This window comes from Pantoea sp. SORGH_AS_0659, from assembly GCF_031453915.1.
GTDB classification, from domain to species: domain Bacteria; phylum Pseudomonadota; class Gammaproteobacteria; order Enterobacterales; family Enterobacteriaceae; genus Pantoea; species Pantoea leporis.
On the sequence record NZ_JAVJAK010000001.1, the window covers coordinates 467266 to 492143 of the forward strand.

Sequence of the window (24878 nt, forward strand, 5' to 3'; positions counted from 1 at the left end):
GCCGGGCGTTTTGTTTTTATAATCCGCCAGATTTGAAGGTTTTATTGGCGGGCGCACCGTTAGTCGCGGGGTTTTGCTTTCCTAACGTCTCCATGCGTACCTGGAATGGTGGGAACGGCATCTCAATGCCGTGCTCCTCAAAGCCGCGCAGAATCAGCTGATGCAGTTCATGGCGCAGCGGCATGCGATGCCCCATCTCCGCCGCATGCACGCGCAGTTCAAACAGCTGAATACCTTGCTGCAGATCGACCAGGAACACATCCGGCGCCGGCATATCGAGCACGTAGGTGCAGCGATCGGCTGCCTGCTTAAGAATGTTGGTCACTTCATCACTGTTGACTCTGGCGGGCGCTGGAATCGTCAGCACCACACGCGTCACTGAATCCGACAGCGACCAGTTCACGAACTGCTCAGTAATGAAAGCCTTATTCGGCACGATGATCTCTTTGCGGTCCCAATCGGTGATGGTGGTGGCACGCGTGTTGATGCGCGTGATGCTGCCCGTCAGGTCGCGAATGGTCACGGTATCGCCAATACGGATCGGTTTCTCAAACAGGATAATCAGGCCGGAGATAAAGTTAGCGAAAATCTCCTGCATCCCGAAGCCCAAACCCAGACCCAACGCCGCAACCAGCCACTGCAGCTTCGACCACTCAATGCCCATCATTGAGAAGCCAATCAAGCCGCCAATCAGCATCAAAGCATACTTGGTCAAAGTGGTAATGGCGTAGCCGGTGCCCGGCGCCAAACTGAGATGCTGCAACAGCGCCAGCTCCAGCAGCGCCGGCATGTTACGCACCAGCTGCGTGGTGATGATCAGCACCAGAATCGCAATCAACACCGCACCCAGCGTAATCGCCTGCACGCTGTCCACGCCCTGAATGGTGGTGCTGGCATTCCACAGCGGAATGTTATCAAGGAAGCTAAACGCCGAGTGGATTTCTGACCACAGCACAATCACCGAAACCAGCGCAATCAGCGTCAGGATGGAACGCACCAGACGCAGCGACTGTGCGCTGATCTCATCGAGATCAATGCTTGGCTCATCGATTTCGATGGTGTCGGCATTCGCTGGCGTTGATTGCTCTTTCTCTTCTTCACTGCGCGCGCGGTTGGCCAGCATATCGGCACGACGCTGACGTGCACGGTCAAAGGCGATACGGCGGCGCTGAATCAGCATCCAGCGGCGGATGATGTGATACACCACCAGCAGGAAGAACCAGATGCCCACCGAGGTTTCCAGACGCGCCAGCAGCGCCTGCGCGGTGGCGAGATAACCGATGCAGGAGGCGAGGGCAGCCACCAGCGGCAGGGCGATCATCAGGTTCCACAAAATGCGGTTCACGAAGTTATCGCCGTTGCCCTCTTTATCCAGATAGAGCGGAATACCGGCGCGTTTCAGGCTAACGGTAACGATACTTAGCGCGCCACAAATCAGGATGAAGCACACGCGTCCCAGCGTGCCGGAGAATTGCGGATCGTCGAGATTGGCAAAGGCGATCAGCAGCATGATCAGCGGCACAATCAGCCCTACCGATAGCGAGTAATAGCGCATGGCACGCGCCACGCGCGCTTGCGGCCAGCGGAAATGCACCACAAACAAGCCATCGGGACGCGCAAACGCGGCGCTGATCATAAAGGCCCACAGCAGCGGCAGCGTGGCGGTGATGCCATCGCCAATCGCCACGGCGAACGGATAAGGCCAGGCATGCTGTAAACCGTAACCGAGCGCGGCCCACAATACTGGCAGCGGCACCGCTACCAGTATTGACCAAAATACCGTGCGCAGCGTCAGGCTGAAGCGATCCTGCGTCACTTTACCGACGCGGCTGGCGGAGCGCTCCATAAAGGCGTTGTAGTGACGACGCGAGCTGATGCTGAAGCCAACCAGCAGAATCGCACCAATAATCGGTAACACGGTTTCGCGATTGGTAAACATCATCGCCAGCGCTTTGCCGAGCTGGCCGGCGGTATCCAGCGACAACAGACGCTTGAGATCCTGCGCCATCTCCACCGGGAAATTCAGGCCGATGGTGTTAACGTCGGCGGTCCAGAACAAATAACGATGCGTCGCATCTTTTACTTCGGCTAAGGCATCCTGCAGCTGCGTATTGGAAACTTTGAGCTTGGTGATTTCCAGAATCAGCGTATCGCAGCCGGAAATCAGTGAGTTCAGCAGTTCGCGCTGGGTTTTGAGTTGCGCTTCGAGAATGCGTACCTGATCGCTGCTAAACGGCGTGCCGTCATCCTGCTTGGCTTTGCGCAGTTCCTGCTGGCGCTCCAGCAGATCCTCATAATGCAGACGCTGCACGCGCAGCTGGCCCATTTCGCTGTCGATCTGCTGAGATTTCGGCATCTCCGGCAGACGGGCAACCTGCGCACGCAAGGCTTCGCCCAACAGATTGGACGCCCCCAGCCATTGCGACTGCTCACGCAACGTGCTCAGCGCCTGACGCACCTGCAAGGTCTGATTGGTGGCCAGACGCTGCTGCGAAGCGACTAAATCCATGCGCTGCGCTTGTTGATTAAGGTCTGCGGAGAGTTCGCGGTTAACGCGGAACTGATCGCTGATCGAACTCGGCAGATCGCCGCTGTTTTCTGCCAGCTGCTCGGTGCGCTCAAGCGCCAGTTCAGCTTCGCGCTGGCGCTGATTGTTGAGCTGATTGCGCAGCGCCTGCAGATAGTTATCCAGTTGAGTCGCTTTGCGCTGATGCACCTCAGCGCGCATACGCGCCAGTTCCTGACGGTTATTCGCCGAAAGCTGCGCCAGCTCTAACTCGTCCACGCGCGCTTTGTTGGCGGCGTTTTCCGCCTGACGCGCGTAAATCTGCGCCTGCGCCAGCGGCGTAGTCGCCGTCGAAGCGCTCTGCGCGCGACGATCGCTTTCGGTCATCGCCCGGCGTGCATCGGTTTGCTGCTGCGGCAGCTGCGACAGTGAATCGCTGATCTCGCGCGCGCGATCCTGCTCCTGCTGCGCCTGGCGGCCTTCCTCCAGCAGCTGGCTGCTGACCTGCAACAGCTCCTGATCCAGCTCGGCGCTGCTCATATTGCTGCGCACCGCCTTGCTGCTGTCCGTCAGCGTGCCGATCTGCTGACGTAATTCGCGCGCCAGCCGCGGGAAATCATCAATCACCTGCTGATACTGCTTCGCGCGCTCCAGCGACTCATCGCGCTCGTTGAGGAAATTGATCGCCGATTCGAGCGCCTGCACCTGTTCAGTTTGCGCGGGTGAGCTTTTTCGCCGATTTAGCCGCATCCAGTTCCTGCTTTAGCTGGCTGGATTGCGGAACGGTGGCTGCAAATACAGAACTGCTGAGCACAAGGCTCAGCAGCAAGGAGAGGAAAACACGCACGGGAGAGATTCCGGGTTATTTGCTAAGTGAGACGCTGTCGCCAGGCTGAGGCAGGGCGATGGCCAGCGGCTGACCGAGGCGGGTTTTGCTTTCGGCTTCAAGGCTTTCTGCCAGCTTCACGCGATTCGGCGCGAACAGGTTGATCACCGTTGAACCCAACTTGAAGCGACCCATTTCCTGGCCTTTCAGCAGCACCACCGCACCATCATGATCGGCAGACGGATAGCGCCAGCGTTTAATTACCCCTTCGCGCGGTGGCGTAATGGTGCCCGCCCACACGGTTTCGATGCTACCCACAATGGTGGCACCGACAAGGATCTGCACCATCGGGCCATGATCGGTATCGAATACGCAGATCACGCGCTCGTTACGCGCAAACAGATTCGGAATGTTACGTGCGGTCAGCGGGTTGACGGAGTAGAGATCGCCCGGCACATAGATCATTTCGCGCAGGATGCCGTTACACGGCATATGCACGCGGTGATAATCGCGCGGGGCGAGATAAGTGGTAACAAACTCGCCGTCATGAAACTGATCCGCCAGATCGTCGTTACCGGCCAGCAGCGCCTGCAGGCTGTAAGTGTGACCTTTGGCCTGGAAGATCTGATCGCCGGCAATGCGGCCCAGCTGGCTGATCGCGCCATCGGCGGGCAGCGCCAGTAAAGAGGCATCAGTATCGATCGGACGCGCGCCCTCTTTTAACGGACGCACGAAGAAATCATTGAAGGTGCGGTAGCTGCCGGTATGTGGCTTGCTGGCTTCCGCCATATCCACTTTGTAGTACCAGACAAATAGGTCGATGACCGCTTTAGTGAGCCAGCCACCACGGCGGCTGGCACCCCAACCGGCGAGTTCGGTGAGGCCTTTTTTAGGCAAAATATGATTCAGGCCGAGTTTAAAACGATCAAACACCGTTGCCTCCTGGCTTAATTACGTGTCGTTAACAAAAAAGGGGGCGGATTGTAGCAGCGCCCCAGCGCGTTGGCGAATGTGCCGTTGTACTGCTTAATCTGCGTCGGAGGAAAAGTTTTTACGCGTCTTTACCTGCGCCATACTTTCCAGAATTCGGTGGTAGTTATCGAAGCGGGAGATATCAATCTTGCCCTCTTCCACCGCTTCGCGAATGGCACAGCCAGGATCGGTATCGTGCTTACAGTCGCGGAAACGGCAACCGCCAAGGAATTCACGGAATTCGACAAAGCCGCGCGTCACTTGTTCCGGCTCCAGATGCCATAAACCAAACTCACGCACGCCCGGTGAATCGATCACATCGCCGCCCGCCGGGAAGTGGTAAAGGCGTGACGCGGTGGTGGTGTGCTGACCTAATCCAGAAACGTTCGACACATCGTTGGTCAGAATTTCAGCCGCTACCTCCAGGCCAAGCAGGTTATTCAGCAGGCTCGATTTACCCACGCCAGATTGGCCGGCAAAGATGCTGACGCGGCCGGTTAAGGCGCTTTCCAGTTCAACCAGGCCATCTTTGGCGTGGCTGGAAACCATCAAGACGCGATAACCAATGTTGCGATAGATCTCCATCTGCTCATCAACAAACGCGCGGCCTTCGGCATCTAAAAGGTCGGTTTTGTTGAGCACCAGCAGCGGTTCCACGCCAAGAGTTTCGCTGGCGACCAGGTAACGATCGATGATGTTGAGTGACAGCTCTGGCAGGATCGCCGAAACGATAATGATCTGATCGATGTTGGCGGCAATCGGTTTCACGCCGTCATAGAAGTCTGGGCGCGTAAGCACCGTCTTACGTTCGTGTACCGCTTCGACGATCCCTTTGCCGCCGCCAATGGCAGCGCGCCATAAAACGCGATCGCCAGTGACCAGCGAGCGAATAGTGCGGCGGATGTTACAGCGATGCACAACGCCTTCGCTATCTTCCACGTCTGCGTGCATGCCGAAACGGCTGATCACCACGCCATCAGCCGCTTCTCCAAACAGACTATCATCCGGCTCCGGCTTATCGCTCCGTTGCTGCAGACGACGCTGATGGTTGGCGCTTACGCGACGTTGTTGACCTTTCGACAGTTTGTTTTTACTCACGCATCCTCTCACGGCTTTCGCCAGGTTTCGCCCTGCTGGGCAAAACGTCTATGATACACCTGAAATGAGTTTAATGACGACTTTGGCAACAGGCGGGAAACGCATGACAGCTGGAAATGAAAACAACCTGATTTGGATCGACCTCGAAATGACCGGATTGGATCCGGAACGCGATCGCATTATTGAGATCGCTACCATCGTGACCGATGCCAACCTTAACATCCTGGCAGAAGGCCCGGTGTTCGCGGTGCATCAATCTGACGATCAGTTGGCGTTGATGGATGAATGGAACGTGCGCACGCACACCAATAGCGGATTGGTGGCGCGCGTCAAAGCCAGCGAGCACGATGACCGTGCGGCGGAACTGGCCACCATCGAGTTCCTGAAACAGTGGGTGCCGGCGAACACCTCGCCGATTTGCGGCAACAGTATTGGTCAGGATCGTCGCTTCCTGTTTAAGTACATGCCTGAACTGGAAGCCTATTTCCACTATCGCTATCTTGATGTCAGCACGCTGAAAGAGCTGGCGCGCCGCTGGAAACCAGATATCTTGCCAGGTTTTAAAAAGTCCGGTAGCCATCAGGCGCTGGATGATATTCGCGAGTCCGTCGCTGAGTTGGCGTACTATCGCGAGCACTTCCTGCAGCTTTAACCGCCGCGGGTGCGCAGGAAATCATCAGGTTGTCGATAAAAGCAGCGAACGCGCGGAAAGCGCAAAATTTTGCTTTTAGACTCTTGCGACTGAAAGGATTTCTCGTATAATGCGCACCCCGTACCGGTGAAGAATTTCATGCGGAACGGAGAAGTAAAGTAGTACGACGAAGTTCAGAATCGAGTAGTTGAGTTGGGTACAAGGCGGCAACTGAGCGAATATCTGGGAGCTTACTTCAGTAAGTGACCTGATTGAGTGAAGGCAGCCAACGCAGTAACCAACACAAATACGATGATTATGCGGGAATAGCTCAGTTGGTAGAGCACGACCTTGCCAAGGTCGGGGTCGCGAGTTCGAGTCTCGTTTCCCGCTCCAAACTTTCGTTGAGTAGTAAACCTCTAATGCGGGAATAGCTCAGTTGGTAGAGCACGACCTTGCCAAGGTCGGGGTCGCGAGTTCGAGTCTCGTTTCCCGCTCCAGAGTTTGTAGTAAACCATCCAAATCACGGATTTAGTCGTTAGCGTGATTGTTGTGACAAAAATACGAAGAGTCAGAATCGAGTATTTTAGTTTGCAACAAGGCGGCAACTGAACGAATCCCTGGGAGCTTACATGAGTAAGTGACCTGGGTGAGTGAAGGCAGCCAACGCAGTAGCAGACTAAAATACGAAGATTATGCGGGAATAGCTCAGTTGGTAGAGCACGACCTTGCCAAGGTCGGGGTCGCGAGTTCGAGTCTCGTTTCCCGCTCCAGATTTTCATATTCACTAATGTTATTTGCCCTTAGGCGCAATCAGAATTAAAACTGCTGCAGATCTTTTTTGATCGCATGCGACACCGTTTTTTTCTGGAAATTTTGCACGCCTCGCTAGCAGTGATAATGCTTGTTGTCTGATGCAGTTATCTTACAGGTTATCCACAATGCGCCTGCAAGCTTCTGACGGCGTTTTCCCCGTTGTTTAAAACTGTTTTGAACAGAGTTATCCACAAGCTCTGGACAAACCCCTGCGCGCTAAATACGACGTGAATATTTACAATAATCGCTTAATTGATTGATTTGTAAATGGTTATAACTATTTCAGACTGTGATCTTGCCCTTAAGACGAAATTACGATCTCCGTCACGATTCAGTGGGATAATTTTATTCACAGCATGTGGAAAAGCGTTTTATCCTGTGCGACTGCTCAATCACGCATCACGTTGCAGGCCTTTTTCGACCGCGCGCACCAGTCGCTGTTTCTTCGCTGGCTGCACATCTACCGCTTGCGCCGCGCGTTTCTGCAACTGCTGTGCAATCGCCCATTCAATATGCTCATCAAGCAGGGGATGTTCGCCGCTGCGCAATGCTAATGCCGCCATATTTTCTTCTGCCCAGGGCGCATTGCCCAATGCCACCGCAATATTTCGCAACCAGCGCAAATGCCCAATACGCCGAATCGCTGAACCTTCGGTGATGCGCAGAAATTTGGCTTCATCCCATTTGAACAGATCGGTGAGCGGCGGCGCATGCAACACCGCGCGCGGCGAGAAATCATCTTCATCGGTTAACTGGCCGTAACGATTCCACGGGCAGATCAGCTGGCAATCATCGCAGCCATAAATTCGATTACCAATCAGCGGACGGAACTCTTCAGGAATTGCGCCTTCCAACTCGATGGTGAGATAGGAGATGCAGCGACGCGCATCGACCACGTAAGGTTCGACGATAGCGGAAGTGGGGCAGATAGTGATGCAGGCGACACAGCGTCCACACTGCTCCTCCTGTGGCTGATCGACCGGTAACGGCAGATCAATCAGCAGTTCGCCGAGGAAGAACCACGAACCCGCTTCACGGTTGAGGATCAGCGAATGTTTGCCGGTCCAGCCTAAACCGGCTTTAGCGGCAATCGGGCGTTCCAGAATCGGTGCGGAATCGACGAACGGACGAAAATTGCGTTCGCCACAGTGCGCCTGGATCATTTCTCCGAGCTTTTTCAGTCGATTGCGCAATACTTTGTGATAGTCGCGGCCCAGCGCATAGCGGCTTACATAGCCCAGCTGCGGATTTTTTAAGGTGCTGGCAAAGGCGGCTTTAGCTGGAAGGTAATTCATGCGTACGCTAATCACGCGCAGCGTGCCAGGTAGCAGCTCATGCGGCCGCGCACGCATCATGCCGTGGCGCGCCATCCAATCCATCTCGCCGTGATATTGCTTATCCAGCCACGCCTGCAGTTTGGGCTCTTCGGCGCTCAGATCGGTATCGCAAATACCGACCTGTTGGAAGCCGAGGTCGCGTCCCCACTGTTTAATTTGTTCAGCGAGCTGTTGAAGATCGAGAGGATATGACATGAGAAACCAGGCAATTGAAGCAAACGCGCGCAGTTTAACACACTCTGTCTGGCCTGCGCAGGCGATGGCGCAACTGGAACGCGATGCCGCCGATAGCCTGGGCTTAACGCTGTTTGAGCTGATGCAACGTGCGGGCCAGGCCAGCTATGAATTAGGCCGCCAGCTGTGGCCGCAGGCGCAGCATTGGTTGATCCTGTGCGGGCACGGCAACAATGGCGGCGATGGTTATGTGGTGGCGCGACTGGCGCAGGCAGCAGGATTGAACGTGACGCTGCTGGCGTGCGCGGGCAGTAGAGCCCTGCCAGAAGAGGCGCAGCAGGCGCAAGACGCATGGCTGGCGGCGGGCGGTGTGATTCACGCGGCGGATGCGCCCTGGCCGGAGCAGGTTGAGGTGATTGTCGATGCGCTGCTCGGCACCGGCCTGAATCGCGCGCCCGCCGATCCCTACGATCGCCTGATCACACTCATCAACGCGCATGCCGCACCGGTGCTGGCGATCGATATTCCCTCTGGTTTGCTGGCGGCTAATGGCACGGCGCCGGGCGAAACGGTCATCGCCGATCACACGTTGAGCATGATTACGCTGAAACCCGGCCAACTGACCGGCAAGGCGCGCGATTACGTTGGCGTTCTGCACAACCATGAGTTGGGCTTGTCGGCATATCTTGCCGCTGAGCAGGCACCGATTTCACGCTATGACGCCGGGAATTTAACGCGCTGGCTGAAACCACGTCGCGCTACTTCACATAAAGGTGATCAGGGGCGGCTATTGGTGGTCGGCGGTGACAGCGGCACGGCGGGCGCGATTCGCATGACCGGTGAAGCCGCCCTGCGAACCGGCGCCGGACTTGTGCGCGTGCTGACACATGAAGATAATATTGGTCCGATTCTCACCGCGCGACCGGAGTTAATGGTTGATGCGCTGAGCGATGAACGGCTGGATCAGGCGCTGGAGTGGGCGGATGTGATCGCCGTTGGACCGGGGCTCGGCCAGCGCGATTGGGCTCAGAAGGCACTGAAAAAGATCGCGGTCAGTGAAAAGCCGATGCTTTGGGATGCGGATGCGCTTAACCTGCTGGCAATCAAGCAGGATAACCGTCAGAATCGCATCATTACGCCGCATCCCGGCGAAGCTGCGCGCTTGCTGGGGGTGAAAACCAGCGAGATTGAGAGTGACCGCTTACACGCTGCGCGCGCCCTGGCGAAACGCTACGGCGGCGTGGTGGTTCTGAAAGGCGCGGGCACGGTGATTGCCAGCGCGGCGGGTGACATCGCTATTGCCGATGTGGGCAACGCGGGCATGGCGTCTGGCGGCATGGGCGATGTGCTGAGCGGGATTATTGCCGCTCTGCTCGGCCAGAAACTGACATTACTTGATGCAGCCTGCGCAGGCTGTGTCGCGCATGGGGCAACAGCCGATGCCGTCGCGCGTCAGCGCGGTACTCGCGGCATGTTAGCCACTGATTTGTTCGAGCTGCTGTGGCAGTTTGTTAATCCAGAGATGATCCAACAATAAAGCATGAAGACCTGTGTTATCCCTTTGCCCGATGAGGCGGCAACCCTGAATCTGGGTGCGCAATTGGCGCGCGTCTGCAACAGCGCGCTGGTGATCTATCTTTATGGCGATTTGGGTGCCGGTAAGACCACCTTTAGCCGTGGTTTTCTGCAGGCGCTCGGCCATCAAGGCAATGTAAAAAGCCCAACGTATACGCTGGTCGAGCCCTACGAGCTCGGCTCTCGCACGCTGTACCATTTCGATCTCTATCGTCTTGCCGATCCCGAAGAGTTGGAGTTCATGGGCATCCGCGACTATTTCACCGGCGATGCGCTCTGTCTGGTGGAGTGGCCGCAGCAGGGCACCGGCGTGCTGCCTGAACCCGATTTAGCGCTGACGTTGCGCTACGTGGATGCGGCGCGTGAAGCCGAAATAAGCGCGGTTTCCGCCACGGGCGAAGCGCTGTTAACCCAATTCCAGCAAGGCAGGGATCCGGCATGATGTCACGGATGAAAATCATTGTACTGAGCTTGCTGTGCCTGTTTTCTGCCTCGGCGTTGTCTGCCACGTTATCAGATATCAAAGTCGAAAATGGCGATAGCCAGGCCACCGTCACCCTGAGCTTTAACGGTCAGCCCGTGTATGGCTTTTTTCCGCTGCACAATCCCAATCGTGTAGTGCTGGATATTCGTCAAAGCGGCGCGATTAAAGGATTGCCGCTCAATTTTAGCGGCGAAAATATTGTGCAGCGCATTCGCCATAGCCAGCCGAAGGATAAGCAAAGCCTGCGTTTGGTATTCGAACTGACGCAGCCCGCGCAGACGCGCGCCAGCACGCAGCGCGATGGCAGTAATTATCGCGTGGTGTTCACCATTCGTGGGACGCAGCCAGCGAAGCGCCCGGCCGCTGCCGCGCCTGTTACTACCGCGCGTGAAAGCCAGCCGAGCAGCAGCAGCCAGGGCAATCCGTTCAACGCCAATCAGGTGACAGCGGTGACCAGCAGCAATACCACCGTGCGTCCCGGCAACTCGGTTAGTCGCAACGATGTGGTAATTGTGGCGATTGATGCCGGGCACGGCGGTCAGGATCCCGGCGCATCCGGCCAGCACGGTTTGCACGAGAAAAATGTCACCATCTCAATTGCGCGTAAGTTGAAAGCGCTGATGGATCAGGATCCGATGTTCAAACCGGTGCTGACGCGTAACGGCGACTATTTCATCTCGGTAATGGGCCGCTCAGAAGTGGCGCGTAAAGAGAACGCGAACCTGCTGGTTTCCATTCACGCCGACGCCGCGCCAAATCACTCAGCCACCGGCGCATCGGTTTGGGTGCTGTCTAACCGCCGCGCCAATAACGAAATGGCGAACTGGCTGGAACAGAAAGAAAAACAATCTGAGCTGTTAGGCGGCGCAGGGGATCTGCTGGCGAACAGCCAGGCCGATCCCTATCTTAGCCAGGCAGTGCTGGATTTGCAGTTTGGTCATTCACAGCGTGTAGGTTATGACGTCGCCGTCAAAGTCCTGCAGCAGTTGCGCGGTATTACGCCGCTGCATAAGCGTCTGCCGGAACATGCCAGCCTTGGCGTTTTACGTTCCCCGGATATTCCCTCTTTACTGGTCGAAACCGGCTTTATTAGTAATGCCGCGGAGGAGCGGCTGCTTGGCAGCAGCGCGTATCAGGAGAAGATTGCTCAGTCGATTTATAAAGGCCTGCGCAATTATTTCCTTACGCATCCGCTGCAATCGATCCCAAAGGAGGAAAACCGGCCGCTGGACAGCGCACCAGCGGTTAGCGTCGCCAGCAACCCGGCGACCGGCACGGTGCAATATACCGGCGCAACGCAGCGTCATACCGTCACGCGTGGCGAAACGCTGTCGGGCATCGCGGCAAAATATGGCGTGAGCATGGCGACGTTACGTGAGATGAATAGCCTGAAGCGCGATGTGGTTTGGGTGGGACAGCGCCTGAAGGTGCCCGCGAAATCCAGCGTCAGCGTGGCGGCGAGTCGTCCAACCCGGCATAAAGTGGTGCGCGGTGATTCCCTCACGGCGATTGCCGCGCACTATGGCGTGAGCTCGAAAGCCATCATGCAGGCGAATAATATGAAGTCGAGCAATGTGATGCTGGGGCAAAACTTAAAAATTCCGCAATCCTGATTGTTGGCTCCCCGTGAGCCAACCAGCCAGAAGGATCACCACCATGCCAATACAGATTTTACCGCCGCAGCTGGCGAACCAGATTGCCGCAGGCGAAGTGGTTGAGCGCCCGGCGTCGGTCGTAAAAGAGCTGGTGGAAAACAGCCTTGATGCCGGTGCCACGCGCATTGATGTCGATATTGAGAAAGGTGGCGCGAAGCTCATCCGCATTCGCGACAACGGCTGCGGCATCGCCAAAGCCGAGCTTGCAATGGCATTGGCGCGGCATGCGACCAGCAAAATTGCTTCGCTTGATGACCTTGAGGCGATCATGAGCCTCGGCTTTCGTGGCGAAGCGCTCGCCAGTATCAGTTCCGTTTCTCGTTTAACGCTGACTTCACGCACCGCCGACCAAAGCGAAGCCTGGCAAGCCTACGCGGAAGGGCGCGACATGGATGTGACGGTGAAACCGGCTGCGCATCCGGTAGGCACATCGCTGGAAGTGCTCGACCTGTTCTATAACACGCCCGCTCGCCGTAAATTTATGCGCACTGAAAAGACCGAGTTTACCCATATCGATGAGGTGATTCGTCGTATTGCGCTGGCACGCTTTGACGTCGCTATTTCGCTTAGCCACAACGGTAAGTTAATGCGTCAGTATCGCGCGGTCAGTGAAGATGCGCAGCGGGAGCGGCGTTTAGGGGCCATTTGCGGCACCACGTTTATGCAGCACGCTTTACGCATTGAGTGGCAGCACGATGATTTAGCGCTGCGCGGTTGGGTCGCCGATCCTCAGGGTTCGCGCCAGGTTACCGATCTGCAATATTGCTACGTCAACGGACGCATGATGCGCGACAAGCTCATCAATCACGCAATTCGCCAGGCTTATCAAACGCAGCTTGGTGACGATCAGCAGCCGGCTTACGTGCTCTATCTGGAGATCGACCCGCATCAGGTGGATGTCAACGTCCATCCGGCTAAGCACGAGGTGCGTTTTCATCAGTCGCGTCTGGTACATGATTTTATCTGGCAAGGCGTGATGAGTGCGTTGCAAGCCAGCCGCGCGCCGGAATTGCCCATCGCCCACGCCGAAGAACCAGCGCCGAAGTGGCAGCCAGAAAACCGTCAGGCGGCAGGCGCGAACCACTTTGCACAACCCAGCAACACGCCACGCAGCGGCGGCGCTTCTGCGGCCGCGAGTGCGAACTGGCAGAACAAAGAGCCGGTTTACAGTGCGCGTGAAGGTAATGCCTATAAGCAGTTGATGAAAACGCCGATGGTAGAAACGCCGCGCGCTGCGCCAGTTCCTGCCGCGGCTCCGGTACGTCTGCCGGAAAAGCGTGAAGCGCCGCTGGCCGCCCATGCGCAAAGCTTCGGCCGCGTGTTGAGTGTTTTGCAGGATCGTTATGCGCTGCTGGAACGTGGTAGCGCATTACAATTGTTATCGCTGGCCGTGGCGGCGCGCTGGCTAAAACAGGCCCAGCTTGAACCAGGGGAAGAGGGTTTAAAACCGCAGCCGCTGCTGATCCCGGTGCGCCTGAAAATTGCTGCGCCCGAGCTGGCTGCCATCGCCGATCATGCCGCGCTGCTGAGCCAGATGGGCATTGATTTACAACGAGAAGGGCAACACGTGACGTTGCGCGCGGTGCCTTTACCGTTACGAACACAAAATTTACAAATCTTGATTCCAGAACTGTTAGGCTACCTGGCCCGGCAGCAAGAGGTTTCTGCATCCACGTTGGCCCAATGGCTGGCGCGTCGAGATGATGCAGAAGACGCTCACTGGAATCACTCGCAGGCGATTGCACTGCTGGCAGAGCTGGAAAGGCTTTGTCCGCAACTGCTGAAGTCGCCGCCTTCAGGTCTGTTACAGACCATTGAGATTGAGAGCGCGCTAAACGCGTTGAAGCATGAGTGAACTAAACCAGGCTAGCCGGCCAAAGGCAATTTTTTTGATGGGGCCTACCGCCTCCGGTAAGACGGCATTAGCGATTTCGCTGCGCCAGCAACTTCCGGTGGAACTTATTAGCGTTGACTCTGCCTTAATCTATCGCGGGATGGATATTGGCACGGCGAAACCGTCGGCAGAAGAGTTAGCACTGGCGCCCCATCGTTTGCTGGACATTCGCGATCCGGCGGAAGCGTATTCCGCCGCAGAATTTCGTCGCGATGCGTTGGCAGAAATGGCGGATATCACCCGGAAGGGGAAGATTCCGTTGCTTGTTGGTGGAACCATGCTCTACTTCAAGGCATTACTTGAAGGATTGTCGCCGTTGCCCTCGGCCGATCCCGAGGTGCGTCAGCGAATAGAGCAAATGGCGGCGGAGAAAGGGTGGGAAGCCTTGCACCGTCAGCTGTGTGAAATCGATCCGGTCGCCGGTAGTCGTATTCATCCGAATGATCCGCAGAGACTTTCGCGAGCACTGGAAGTTTTTTTTATTTCGGGTAAAACTTTAACGGAACTGACAAAAACCTCCGGCGAAGCGTTACCCTACGACGTGTACCAGTTTGCTATCGCACCTGCGAGTCGTGAACTGATACATCAACGCATTGCGTTGCGTTACGACCAGATGCTAGCGTCAGGATTTGAAGCGGAGGCTCGTGCACTGTTTGCGCGAGGTGATTTGCATACGGACATGCCTTCCATTCGTTGTGTCGGTTATCGCCAGATGTGGTCTTATTTGTCGGGTGAAATCGATTACGACGAAATGGTTTATCGGGGAATTTGCGCCACTCGGCAGCTCGCTAAACGCCAGATGACCTGGTTACGTGGCTGGCCTGAAGTACACTGGTTAAACAGTGATGAGCCAGAGTTAGCGCGTAATGCGGTGCTTAAGGTAGTTAGTGCGTAGCAGGGATGATTGTGTACAATTGGTCCGTTATCGTGCGCAAATTTTTACGCAGTTTTTCTGAACCACGGTTCTTAAAGCAACAAACAACAAGCATATAAGGAAAAGATAGAATGGCTAAGGGGCAATCTTTACAAGACCCGTTTTTGAACGCATTGCGTCGTGAACGTGTACCGGTTTCGATCTATTTGGTGAATGGTATTAAGCTGCAAGGGCAAATTGAATCCTTTGATCAGTTCGTCATTCTGTTAAAAAACACGGTCAGCCAGATGGTGTATAAGCACGCCATCTCTACAGTGGTTCCTTCTCGTCCAGTGTCGCACCATAGCAATAACGCGGGCGGCAGCGGTGGTAGCAGCAACTATCATCACAGCGGAAGCAATCAAAGCGCTCAGTCGCAGCCACAACAAGACGGCGATAACGCAGAATAATTTTGCGCTGCCGTAAAGCCAGGGCTGGAGAACGAGCACGTTTTCCTGTCCTGGTTATTTTATTTTAGCGAGGTTATAGCTTGTTTGACCGTTATGATGCCGGTGAGCAGGCCGTACTGGTACACATCTGGTTCTCCCAAGACAAAGAGCTGGAAGATTTGCAGGAGTTTGAAACTCTTGTCTCTTCTGCGGGCGTTGAAGCGCTGCAAGTCATTACGGGCAGCCGTAAAGCGCCACATCCCAAATATTTTGTCGGTGAAGGAAAGGCAGTTGAAATTGCCGATGCGGTAAAAGCGAGTGGAGCATCGGTCGTTTTATTCGATCATGCCTTAACTCCTGCTCAGGAACGTAATCTTGAACGGCTGTGCGAATGTCGCGTAATCGATCGCACCGGCTTAATTCTCGATATATTCGCCCAGCGCGCCCGCACCCATGAGGGTAAATTGCAGGTCGAGCTGGCACAACTACGCCATTTAGCAACCCGTTTGGTTCGCGGATGGACACACCTTGAACGCCAGAAAGGCGGTATCGGTTTACGTGGTCCGGGTGAAACTCAGCTGGAAACGGACCGACGCTTGCTGCGTGGCCGTATCAGTCAGATTCTCTCCCGTCTTGAACGCGTCGAAAAACAGCGCGATCAGGGCAGACAAGCGCGTGCCAAAGCTGACGTGCCAACCGTTTCGCTGGTGGGTTACACCAACGCCGGTAAATCCACCCTGTTCAACGCGATTACCTCTGCGGATGTGTACGTAGCGGATCAACTGTTCGCGACACTTGATCCGACATTGCGTCGTTTGAATGTGGCGGATGTAGGTGAAGTGGTTTTAGCAGACACCGTTGGTTTTATCCGTCATTTGCCGCACGACTTAGTCGCGGCGTTTAAAGCCACGCTGCAGGAAACGCGTCAGGCGACATTGCTGCTGCATGTGATTGACGCCGCCGATTTGCGTGTGAATGACAACATTGATGCAGTAAATGAAGTTCTGGAAGAGATTGAAGCTGACGAAATTCCGGCGCTGTTGATCATGAACAAAATCGATATGCTTGAGGACTTTGTGCCGCGTATCGATCGCAACGAAGAGAACCAGCCGATTCGTGTGTGGTTATCTGCACAGAGCGGCGTGGGTCTGCCGTTGCTGTGGCAGGCGCTCTCTGAGCGTTTAGCCGGTGAAATCGCGCAGTACGATTTACGTCTGCCGCCGGAAGCGGGCCGTTTGCGCAGTCGTTTTTATCAGTTGCATGCTATAGAAAAAGAATGGAATGAAGATGATGGCTGTGTGAGTTTGCACGTGCGTATGCCGATAGTTGATTGGCGTCGTCTGTGTAAACAAGAGCCGTCGCTAGCCAGTTATATTGTTTGAAATTGCCCAAACGCCTTTACTCAATATCTTTTAGATTGTCGTCATTATCGTTGCAGGCCGTATGTGCAGGATTTACCCGAATATTTCGGATTCCAGCAAGGCGGCAACTGAGTGAATCCCCAGGAGCTTACATCAGTAAGTGACTGGGGTGAACGAAGGCAGCCAACGAAGCTGCAATCCGAAAGATGAAGGGTAAAAAACGTAAATACAATAAATGGAGTAGAAACATGGCGTGGAATCAGCCCGGAAATAACGGACAGGACCGCGACCCGTGGGGAAGCAGCAATAATCAAGGCGGCAACTCTGGGGGAAATAAAGGAGGTCGCGATCAGGGACCACCTGATCTGGATGATATCTTCCGAAAGTTGAGTAAAAAACTCGGCGGACTGGGCGGTGGCAAACAGAATGACAATGGCCAGCGCAGCGGCGGTAGCGGTGGCAAAGTGGTTGGCATTGTTGCCGTAGCGGCAGTCGTTATCTGGGCGGCTAGCGGTTTCTACACCATCAAAGAAGCGGAACGTGGCGTCGTCACGCGCTTTGGCAAATTTAGCCATCTGGTTGAGCCAGGCCTCAACTGGAAACCGACTTTCGTCGATCAGGTTCGCGCCGTAAACGTAGAAGCCGTACGTGAACTGGCGGCGTCTGGCGTGATGTTGACGTCGGATGAGAACGTAGTGCGCGTTGAGATGAACGTGCAGTATCGCGTGACGGATCCTGAGCGTTATCTGTATGCCGTGACCAGTGCCGACGACAGCCTGCGTCAGGCCACCGACAGCGCCTTGCGTGGCGTGATTGGTCGCTCAACTATGGACCGCATCCTGACGGAAGGTCGTACCGTGGTACGTAGCGAAACTCAGCGTGAGCTTGACGAGACCATCCGTCCGTACAACATGGGAATTACCCTGCTGGACGTAAACTTCCAGGCGGCACGCCCACCAGAAGAAGTAAAAGCCGCGTTTGATGATGCGATTGCCGCGCGTGAAAACCGTGAACAGTATGTTCGTGAAGCTGAAGCTTATTCGAACGAAGTTCAGCCGCGTGCTAATGGTCAGGCGCAACGTATCCTCGAAGAGGGTCGTGCTTACAAAGAACGTACGGTGTTAGAAGCGCAGGGTGAAGTGGCGCGTTTTGCTCGCTTGCTGCCTGAATATAAAGCTGCACCAGAAATCACGAAAGAGCGTCTCTATATTGAAACCATGGAACGTGTGCTGAGTCATACCCGCAAGGTATTGATCAGCGATCGTGGTAATAATTTGACGGTCCTGCCATTGGATCAACTGATGCGCGGTGGTCAGGCATCTGGCCAGGGCGGTCAGAAAATGACGAATCTAATGAAGTCTCCTTCGTCGTCCGATAGTAATGCGAGCCGTGGAGATTCTTCATCTTACAGTCCAGACAGCATCATGGATCAGCGTCGCGCCAATGCGCTGCGCAACGATACCCAGCGCCAGGGGAGGGAGTAATCGATGCGTAAGCCAATCATCGCCGTAATTATTGTAGTGCTGGTGGTGCTTTACGCGTCACTGTTCGTGGTGCAGGAAGGCCAACGCGGCATCGTGCTGCGCTTTGGTAAGGTTCTGCGTGATGACGAAAACAAACCGCTGGTGTACGCACCGGGTCTGCATTTCAAAATTCCGTTTATCGAAACCATGAAATCACTGGATGCGCGCATTCAGACCATGGATAACCAGGCTGACCGCTTTGTTACCAAAGAGAAAAAAGACCTGATCGTTGATTCTTATATCAAGTGGCGCATCAGTGACTTCAGCCGTTACTACCTGGCAACCGGTGGTGGCGACGTTTCTCAGGCAGAAGTGCTGCTGAAACGTAAGTTCAGTGACCGTCTGCGTTCTGAAATGGGTCGTCTGGATGTGAAAGACATCGTGACCGATTCACGTGGCCGTTTAACCACCGACGTGCGTGATGCCCTGAACACCGGCAGCGCTGGCAATGATGATGACGTTCAGACGCCAGCAGCGGATGATGCGATTGCGAGTGCGGCAGCACGTGTAGAACGTGAAACCAACAGCAGTGAGCCGGCACCAAACCCGAACAGCATGGCTGCGTTAGGTATTGAAGTTGTCGACGTGCGCATCAAACAGATCAACCTGCCGACTGAAGTGTCTGACGCGATCTACAACCGTATGCGCGCCGAGCGTGAAGCGGTAGCGCGTAGTCAGCGTTCACAAGGTCAGGAAGAGGCAGAGAAACTGCGTGCACAGGCCGATTATCAGGTTACGCGCACGCTGGCAGAAGCACAGCGTGAAGCGCTGATTTCGCGCGGTGAAGGTGATGGTGAAGCGGCAAAACTGTTTGCTGATGCCTTCAGCCAGGATCCGGATTTCTATGCCTTTATCCGCAGCCTGCGCGCCTATGAGAATAGCTTCTCAGACAATCAGGATGTGCTGGTGCTGAGCCCGGATAGCGATTTCTTCCGCTATATGAAAGCGCCCTCTAACGCCACGCGTTAAGAACTGATATAAAGTCCAGGCCGACAATGTTGTCGGCCTTTTTTTTGGGAAAAAATCATGAACTCAACCATCTGGATGGCGCTGGCTTTGGTTTTGGTGCTGGAAGGACTTGGACCGATGTTTATGCCACGTGCGTGGCGGCGGATGATTCTGGCGATGACGCAGTTGCCCGATCGTCTCTTGCATCGTTTTGGTGGCGGTTTAGTGGTGGCCGGCGTGGTGATTTACGCCATGATCAGCATGCATGCGCGTTAATCAGCCTGAAATTATGTGAGGCCGCCCGACTCAATTGTGTCTGTTGGCCGCTGTTCCCCCAACATGTTGTGAGCTGAGCAAAACTCAGGCAAAAAACAGCGCAATCGTATGCTAAAAGTGCTGAAAGAGTAAAAGTCAGGTGGTAGAATCCATTTTTAAGCAATCGGTGATTTTGAAAAAATGGGTAAGAACGTCGTCGTACTGGGCACCCAATGGGGTGACGAAGGTAAAGGTAAGATCGTAGACCTTCTGACAGAGCGCGCGAATTACGTCGTGCGTTACCAAGGTGGCCATAATGCAGGCCACACACTTGTCATCAACGGTGAAAAAACCGTCCTCCACTTAATTCCATCTGGCATTCTGCGTGAAAACGTTATCAGCATCATTGGTAACGGCGTTGTCCTGTCGCCTGAAGCGCTGATGAAAGAGATGAAAGGTCTGGAAGAGCGCGGTGTGCCGGTACGTGAACGTCTGTTGATCTCTGAAGCCTGCCCATTGATTCTGCAGTACCACGTAGCAATGGATGTGGCGCGCGAAAAAGCGCGTGGCGCTAAAGCTATCGGCACCACCGGTCGCGGTATCGGTCCTGCCTATGAAGATAAAGTGGCACGTCGCGGTCTGCGCGTGAGCGATCTCTTCAACAAAGAAACCTTTGCGGTGAAGCTGAAAGAGATCGTCGATTTCTACAACTTCCAGCTGGTTAACTATTACAAAACCGATGCAGTTGACTACGAAAAAGTGCTGAGTGATACGCTGGCGGTGGCCGATATCATTACCAGCATGGTGGTTGATGTGTCTGATCTGCTGGACGGCGCGCGCAAGCGTGGCGACCTGATCATGTTTGAAGGTGCGCAGGGTACGCTGCTGGATATCGACCACGGTACCTATCCGTACGTGACCTCCTCAAACACCACCGCAGGTGGCGTAGCGACGGGTTCAGGTATTGGTCCACGCTATGTTGATTACGTGCTGGGTATCGTGAAAGCCTACTCAACGCGCGTGGGTGCCGGTCCATTCCCGACCGAACTGTTCGATGAAACCGGTGAGTTCCTGTGTAAACAAGGTAACGAGTTCGGCGCGACCACCGGTCGTCGTCGTCGTACCGGCTGGCTGGATGCGGTTGCCGTTCGCCGTGCCGTACAGATCAACTCCCTTTCAGGTTTCTGCATGACCAAACTGGACGTGCTGGATGGCCTGAAAGAAGTGAAAATCTGTGTGGCTTATCGCATGCCAGATGGCCGCGAAATGACCACCACGCCGCTGGCAGCTGAAGGCTGGGAAGGCATTGAGCCGATTTACGAAACCATGCCAGGCTGGAGCGAGACCACATTCGGCGTCAAGACGCTGGAAGGTCTGCCACAAGCTGCACGTGACTACATCAAACGTGTAGAAGAAGTGACCGGTGTGCCGATTGATATTATTTCTACCGGCCCAGACCGCAGTGAGACCATGATTCTGCGCGACCCGTTCGACGCATAATCTCCTCAGGCCGGACTCTGTCCGGCCTTTGTATTTCTAATCTTTGACTCCACTCACTCTATTTTTTCTTGCAAATATCGATACTTGCCGGAAAAAAACGCACCGGCCACCACGCTCTGGTTTATCATCATATTTAAACATCACGCCGACCGGCGCATAACCATAACGTTCGATGATTCACTGAGGTATATGTGCAGCTAACAAGTTTTACCGATTATGGTCTGCGTGCCCTGATTTACATGGCGACGTTACCGGAAGGTAAGCAGACCAACATTACCGAAGTCACCGATACCTACGGGGTGTCGCGTAACCATATGGTTAAAATCATCAATCAACTTAGCCGGGCTGGCTTTGTCGCCGCAACACGCGGTAAAAACGGCGGAATTCGTTTAGGCATGGACCCGGAAAAAATCGTCATTGGCGATGTGGTGCGAAGAATGGAGCCATTGCAGCTCGTGAACTGCGACGAGTGTGTGATCACGCCAGCCTGTCGTTTGCGTAAAGCATTGCACGATGCGGTCCAGCTATTCCTCAAGGAACTGGACAAGTATACGCTGGCCGATTTGGTCAAAGATAACGATTCGCTGTACCAACTTTTATTGTCCGAACCGCCGGTGGCAATCCAAATTAAATGACATCGGAGGAACCGTAATGTCAAAAGATCCTTATCAGGATAGAGAAGCTGAAAAATACGAAAACCCAATTCCAAGCCGCGAATTTATTCTGGCACTGCTGGAAAAACGCGAAAAGCCGACCAGCCGCGATGACATCGCGCAGGAATTGAATATCACCAGCGAAGAGCAGCTGGAAGCGCTGCGTCGTCGACTGCGCGCCATGGAGCGCGATGGCCAGCTGGTGTTTACTCGCCGTCAATGTTACGCCCTGCCAGAACGTCTTGATCTGCTTCGCGGTAAAGTGATTGGCCATCGCGATGGCTATGGCTTCCTGCGCGTAGAAGGTCAGAAAGATGATTTCTATCTCTCAGCTGAGCAGATGAAATTCTGCCTGCACGGCGACGTGATTCTGGCGCAGCCAGGCAGCGCCGATCGTAAAGGTCGTCGTGAAGCGCGCGTGGTGCGCGTGCTTGAGCCACGTAACAGCCAGATCGTCGGCCGCTACTTTACCGATGCAGGTACCGGTTTTGTGGTGCCGGATGACAGCCGCCTGAGTTTCGACATCCTGATCCCGCAAGAAGAAACGCTTAACGCGCGTATGGGTTCAGTGGTGGTGGTTGAAATCACCCAACGTGCGACGCGTCGCACCAAAGCGATCGGCAAAGTGACCGAGCTGCTGGGTGACGATATGGGCACCAGCCTTGCGGTCGATATGGCGGTGCGCACCCATGAAATCCCGCACACATGGCCGGAAGAAGTTGAGAAGCAGATCGCTAAGCTGAAAGAAGAAGTACCGGAAGAAGCGAAGCTGGGACGTGTTGATTTACGTAAGTTGCCGCTGGTCACCATTGATGGTGAAGATGCGCGTGACTTTGATGATGCGGTTTTCTGCGAGAAGAAGCGCGGCGGTGGCTGGCGTTTATGGGTGGCCATTGCCGACGTCAGCTATTACGTACGTCCGGGCACGCCGCTGGACGATGAAGCGCATCAGCGCGGCACCTCGGTCTATTTCCCGTCGCAGGTTATCCCGATGCTGCCGGAGATTCTCTCCAACGGCTTGTGCTCGCTGAATCCGCAGGTTGATCGTTTGTGCATGGTGTGTGAGATGACCATCTCCTCCAGCGGCAAACTTACCGGTTTCAAACACTATGAAGCGGTGATGAATTCCCATGCGCGACTGACCTACAACAAAGTGTGGAACATTCTGCAAGGTGATGCCGATCTGCGTGAACAATACGCGGCGCAGGTTCCTCATCTGCACGAGTTGCACAACATGTATCAGGTGCTGGAAACCGCGCGCGAGCAGCGTGGCGGCATTTCGTTTGAGACCGATGAACCCAAGTTCATCTTCAACGCCGAGCGTCGCATTGAGCGCGTTGAGCGCACGTCACGCAATGATGCGCATAAGCTGATTGAAGAGTGTATGATTCTCGCCAATATCGCCTCAGCGCGTTTTGTTGAGAAAAATGAAGAGCCTGCGCTGTTCCGCGATCACGATCGTCCAAGCGAAGACAGCATCAAAAGCTTCCGTACCGTATTGAACGAGCTGGGCTTAAGCCTGCCGGGTGGCACTAAGCCACACCCGACCGATTATGCCGCCTTGCTGAAGCAAGTGGCCGATCGGCCAGACGCAGAAATGCTGCAAACCATGCTGCTGCGTTCGATGAAACAGGCGGTTTACGATCCTGAAAACCGGGGTCACTTCGGCCTGGCGCTGGCGTCGTACGCGCACTTCACCTCGCCGATTCGCCGCTATCCGGATTTGCTGTTGCATCGCGCCATCAAATATCTGCTGGCAAAAGAGCGCGGCGAAGTGGACGGCATCACCACGCCGACCGGCGGCTATCACTACGACATGCAGCAGATGCTGCAGCTGGGCCAGCACTGTTCACTGACCGAGCGCCGTGCTGATGAAGCCACGCGCGATGTTGCCGATTGGCTGAAGTGTGACTTCATGCAGGATCAGGTCGGCAACGTGTTCAACGGCGTGATCTCCAGTGTGACCGGCTTTGGTTTCTTCGTGCGTCTTAACGAACTGTTTATCGATGGTTTGGTGCACGTTTCCTCGCTGGATAACGACTATTATCGCTTCGATGCGGTGGGTCAGCGTCTGATTGGTGAATCCGGCGGCCGTACTTATCGTCTGGGCGATGCGGTGGAAGTGCGCGTTGAAGCCGTGCATATGGACGAGCGTAAAATCGACTTCGCGCTGATCTCCAGCAAGCGTGTACCGCGCGGCGAAGGCAAAACCGAACGTGAGCGCGAGAAACGCGGTGGCAAACCGCCAGCCAAGCGTCGTCGTGATGCCGGCAAGAAGGGCACTTTCGAACCTGATTCAGCGTTCCGCGGCGAAAAGAAAAAGACTGCGGTTGCTGAAAAACCGGCTAAAACCGAGAAAAAAGGCAAAAAAGTCTCCGAGAAAACCCGTAAAATCGCCGCCGCCACCAAGTCTAAGCGCGCGTCGAAGAAGCAGCCTGACGAAGCCTGATAGTTTGGTCGCCTTGCAGGGCGACCTGACGAAACCGTTGTAGGGTGCGCATTCATGCGCACCTGAATCTCCGTATTCAACGATCTAAATCCAACCTTGAGCAAAGTAATGAGTGAAATAATTTTTGGTATTCATAGCGTGCAGGCGCTGCTGGAGCGCGATCCTCAGCGTTTTCAGGAAGTCTTTATCCTTAAAGGCCGCGACGATCGTCGCCTGCAGCCGCTGATCCTCGCACTGGAAGCTCAGGGAATCCCGGTGCAGGTGGCGAACCGTCAATGGCTCGATAGCCAGGTTGAAGGCGGCGTGCATCAGGGCATCGTGGCGCGCGTGAAGCCGGGCAAGCAGTATCAGGAGGGTGATTTACCGGATCTGCTGCAGAGCCTTGAGAAGCCGTTCCTGCTGGTGCTGGATGGCGTTACCGATCCGCACAACCTTGGTGCTTGCCTGCGCAGCGCGGATGCCGCGGGCGTGCATGCGGTCATCGTGCCAAAAGACCGTGCAGCACCGTTGAATGCCACCGCGAAGAAAGTGGCCAGCGGCGCAGCGGAAAACGTGCCGTTGATTCGCGTCACCAACCTGGCGCGTACCTTGCGCTTGCTGCAGGAATACAACATCTGGGTGGTGGGCACCGCAGGCGAAGCCGATCACACCGTTTACCAGAGCAAAATGACCGGCCCAATGGCGCTGGTGATGGGCGCAGAAGGTGAAGGCATGCGTCGTTTAACGCGTGAGCATTGCAATGAGCTGATCAGCATCCCAATGGCAGGCAGCGTCTCGTCACTCAACGTGTCAGTTGCCACCGGCGTGTGCTTGTTTGAAGCCGTACGTCAGCGTCAGGCGTGATCCCCACCGCAAAAAATTTTCCAGGCCAGGCATAACTGCACATCCTCTTCATACTTGAAAAATGAGTATGAGGAGG

18 protein-coding genes, 3 tRNA genes and 1 pseudogene are annotated in these 24878 nt (G+C 55.1%); 18 read left to right on the forward strand and 4 right to left on the reverse strand.

The window, feature by feature from the left end:
* Positions 1–16: 16 nt before the first annotated feature.
* The 3 genes and pseudogenes from mscM to rsgA all read right to left on the reverse strand — a co-directional run bounded on the left by mscM (position 17) and on the right by rsgA (position 5402).
* A pseudogene (mscM, locus tag Q3H59_RS02385) lies at positions 17–3353 on the reverse strand (miniconductance mechanosensitive channel MscM).
* A gap of 15 nt (positions 3354–3368) precedes the next feature.
* On the reverse strand, positions 3369–4265 hold the full coding sequence (asd, locus tag Q3H59_RS02390; RefSeq protein ID WP_101762854.1) for an archaetidylserine decarboxylase: 897 nt from the start codon (positions 4263–4265) through the stop codon (positions 3369–3371).
* A 93-nt stretch (positions 4266–4358) separates the two neighbouring features.
* Positions 4359–5402: a small ribosomal subunit biogenesis GTPase RsgA gene (gene rsgA / locus Q3H59_RS02395; protein ID WP_101762855.1), complete on the reverse strand. Its 1044-nt coding sequence runs from the start codon at positions 5400–5402 to the stop codon at positions 4359–4361.
* 103 nt (positions 5403–5505) lie between these two features.
* On the opposite strand from rsgA, the gene orn reads away from it, so the two are divergent.
* The 4 genes from orn (at position 5506) to Q3H59_RS02415 (ending at position 6806) form a co-directional block, all read left to right on the forward strand.
* On the forward strand, positions 5506–6054 hold the full coding sequence (gene orn, locus Q3H59_RS02400) for an oligoribonuclease (RefSeq protein WP_192236111.1): 549 nt from the start codon (positions 5506–5508) through the stop codon (positions 6052–6054).
* Between the two features lie 299 nt (positions 6055–6353).
* A tRNA-Gly gene (locus Q3H59_RS02405) sits at positions 6354–6429 on the forward strand.
* 28 nt (positions 6430–6457) lie between these two features.
* Positions 6458–6533, forward strand: a tRNA-Gly gene (locus tag Q3H59_RS02410).
* A gap of 197 nt (positions 6534–6730) precedes the next feature.
* Positions 6731–6806 (forward strand) — tRNA-Gly (locus Q3H59_RS02415).
* A 435-nt stretch (positions 6807–7241) separates the two neighbouring features.
* Here the strand turns inward: Q3H59_RS02415 and queG are convergent.
* On the reverse strand, positions 7242–8381 hold the full coding sequence (gene queG, locus Q3H59_RS02420; RefSeq protein ID WP_309832966.1) for a tRNA epoxyqueuosine(34) reductase QueG: 1140 nt from the start codon (positions 8379–8381) through the stop codon (positions 7242–7244).
* Here queG and nnr point away from each other — a divergent pair.
* From nnr to rlmB, 14 genes are all read left to right on the forward strand, one after another.
* A complete protein-coding gene (gene nnr, locus Q3H59_RS02425) occupies positions 8380–9897 on the forward strand; it encodes a bifunctional ADP-dependent NAD(P)H-hydrate dehydratase/NAD(P)H-hydrate epimerase (RefSeq protein ID WP_277974154.1) in 1518 nt (505 codons plus the stop codon). The two genes, queG and nnr, sit on opposite strands and share 2 nt — an antisense overlap.
* Positions 9898–9900: 3 nt before the next feature.
* Complete coding sequence (tsaE, locus tag Q3H59_RS02430; protein WP_061723444.1) at positions 9901–10377, forward strand: tRNA (adenosine(37)-N6)-threonylcarbamoyltransferase complex ATPase subunit type 1 TsaE; 477 nt, start codon at positions 9901–9903, stop codon at positions 10375–10377.
* The gene (gene amiB, locus Q3H59_RS02435) at positions 10374–12032 is read left to right on the forward strand and encodes an N-acetylmuramoyl-L-alanine amidase AmiB (protein ID WP_280172135.1); all 1659 of its coding nucleotides are present in this window, start codon (positions 10374–10376) and stop codon (positions 12030–12032) included. The genes tsaE and amiB overlap by 4 nt, the downstream gene beginning before the upstream one ends.
* Positions 12033–12075: 43 nt before the next feature.
* Complete coding sequence (gene mutL, locus Q3H59_RS02440) at positions 12076–13929, forward strand: DNA mismatch repair endonuclease MutL (protein WP_309832972.1); 1854 nt, start codon at positions 12076–12078, stop codon at positions 13927–13929.
* Complete coding sequence (gene miaA / locus Q3H59_RS02445; protein ID WP_110867436.1) at positions 13922–14863, forward strand: tRNA (adenosine(37)-N6)-dimethylallyltransferase MiaA; 942 nt, start codon at positions 13922–13924, stop codon at positions 14861–14863. The genes mutL and miaA overlap by 8 nt, the downstream gene beginning before the upstream one ends.
* A 110-nt stretch (positions 14864–14973) precedes the next feature.
* A complete protein-coding gene (gene hfq / locus Q3H59_RS02450; protein WP_101762863.1) occupies positions 14974–15291 on the forward strand; it encodes an RNA chaperone Hfq in 318 nt (105 codons plus the stop codon).
* An 80-nt stretch (positions 15292–15371) separates the two neighbouring features.
* Positions 15372–16652 (forward strand): ribosome rescue GTPase HflX, encoded by a 1281-nt coding sequence (hflX, locus tag Q3H59_RS02455; RefSeq protein ID WP_007892011.1) that lies wholly within the window; start codon positions 15372–15374, stop codon positions 16650–16652.
* Positions 16653–16879: 227 nt separating this feature from the next.
* Positions 16880–18115 (forward strand): FtsH protease activity modulator HflK, encoded by a 1236-nt coding sequence (hflK, locus tag Q3H59_RS02460; protein ID WP_101762864.1) that lies wholly within the window; start codon positions 16880–16882, stop codon positions 18113–18115.
* Positions 18116–18118: 3 nt separating this feature from the next.
* Complete coding sequence (gene hflC, locus Q3H59_RS02465) at positions 18119–19123, forward strand: protease modulator HflC (protein ID WP_101762865.1); 1005 nt, start codon at positions 18119–18121, stop codon at positions 19121–19123.
* A gap of 57 nt (positions 19124–19180) precedes the next feature.
* Positions 19181–19378 (forward strand): DUF2065 family protein, encoded by a 198-nt coding sequence (locus Q3H59_RS02470; protein WP_008103612.1) that lies wholly within the window; start codon positions 19181–19183, stop codon positions 19376–19378.
* Between the two features lie 180 nt (positions 19379–19558).
* On the forward strand, positions 19559–20857 hold the full coding sequence (locus Q3H59_RS02475) for an adenylosuccinate synthase (RefSeq protein ID WP_309832978.1): 1299 nt from the start codon (positions 19559–19561) through the stop codon (positions 20855–20857).
* Positions 20858–21048: 191 nt separating this feature from the next.
* A complete protein-coding gene (gene nsrR, locus Q3H59_RS02480; protein ID WP_008103609.1) occupies positions 21049–21492 on the forward strand; it encodes a nitric oxide-sensing transcriptional repressor NsrR in 444 nt (147 codons plus the stop codon).
* A gap of 16 nt (positions 21493–21508) precedes the next feature.
* Entirely contained in the window at positions 21509–23959 is a 2451-nt protein-coding gene (gene rnr / locus Q3H59_RS02485) for a ribonuclease R (protein ID WP_110867435.1), read from the forward strand.
* Positions 23960–24067: 108 nt separating this feature from the next.
* Entirely contained in the window at positions 24068–24802 is a 735-nt protein-coding gene (gene rlmB, locus Q3H59_RS02490) for a 23S rRNA (guanosine(2251)-2'-O)-methyltransferase RlmB (protein ID WP_309832985.1), read from the forward strand.
* Positions 24803–24878 lie beyond the last annotated feature (76 nt).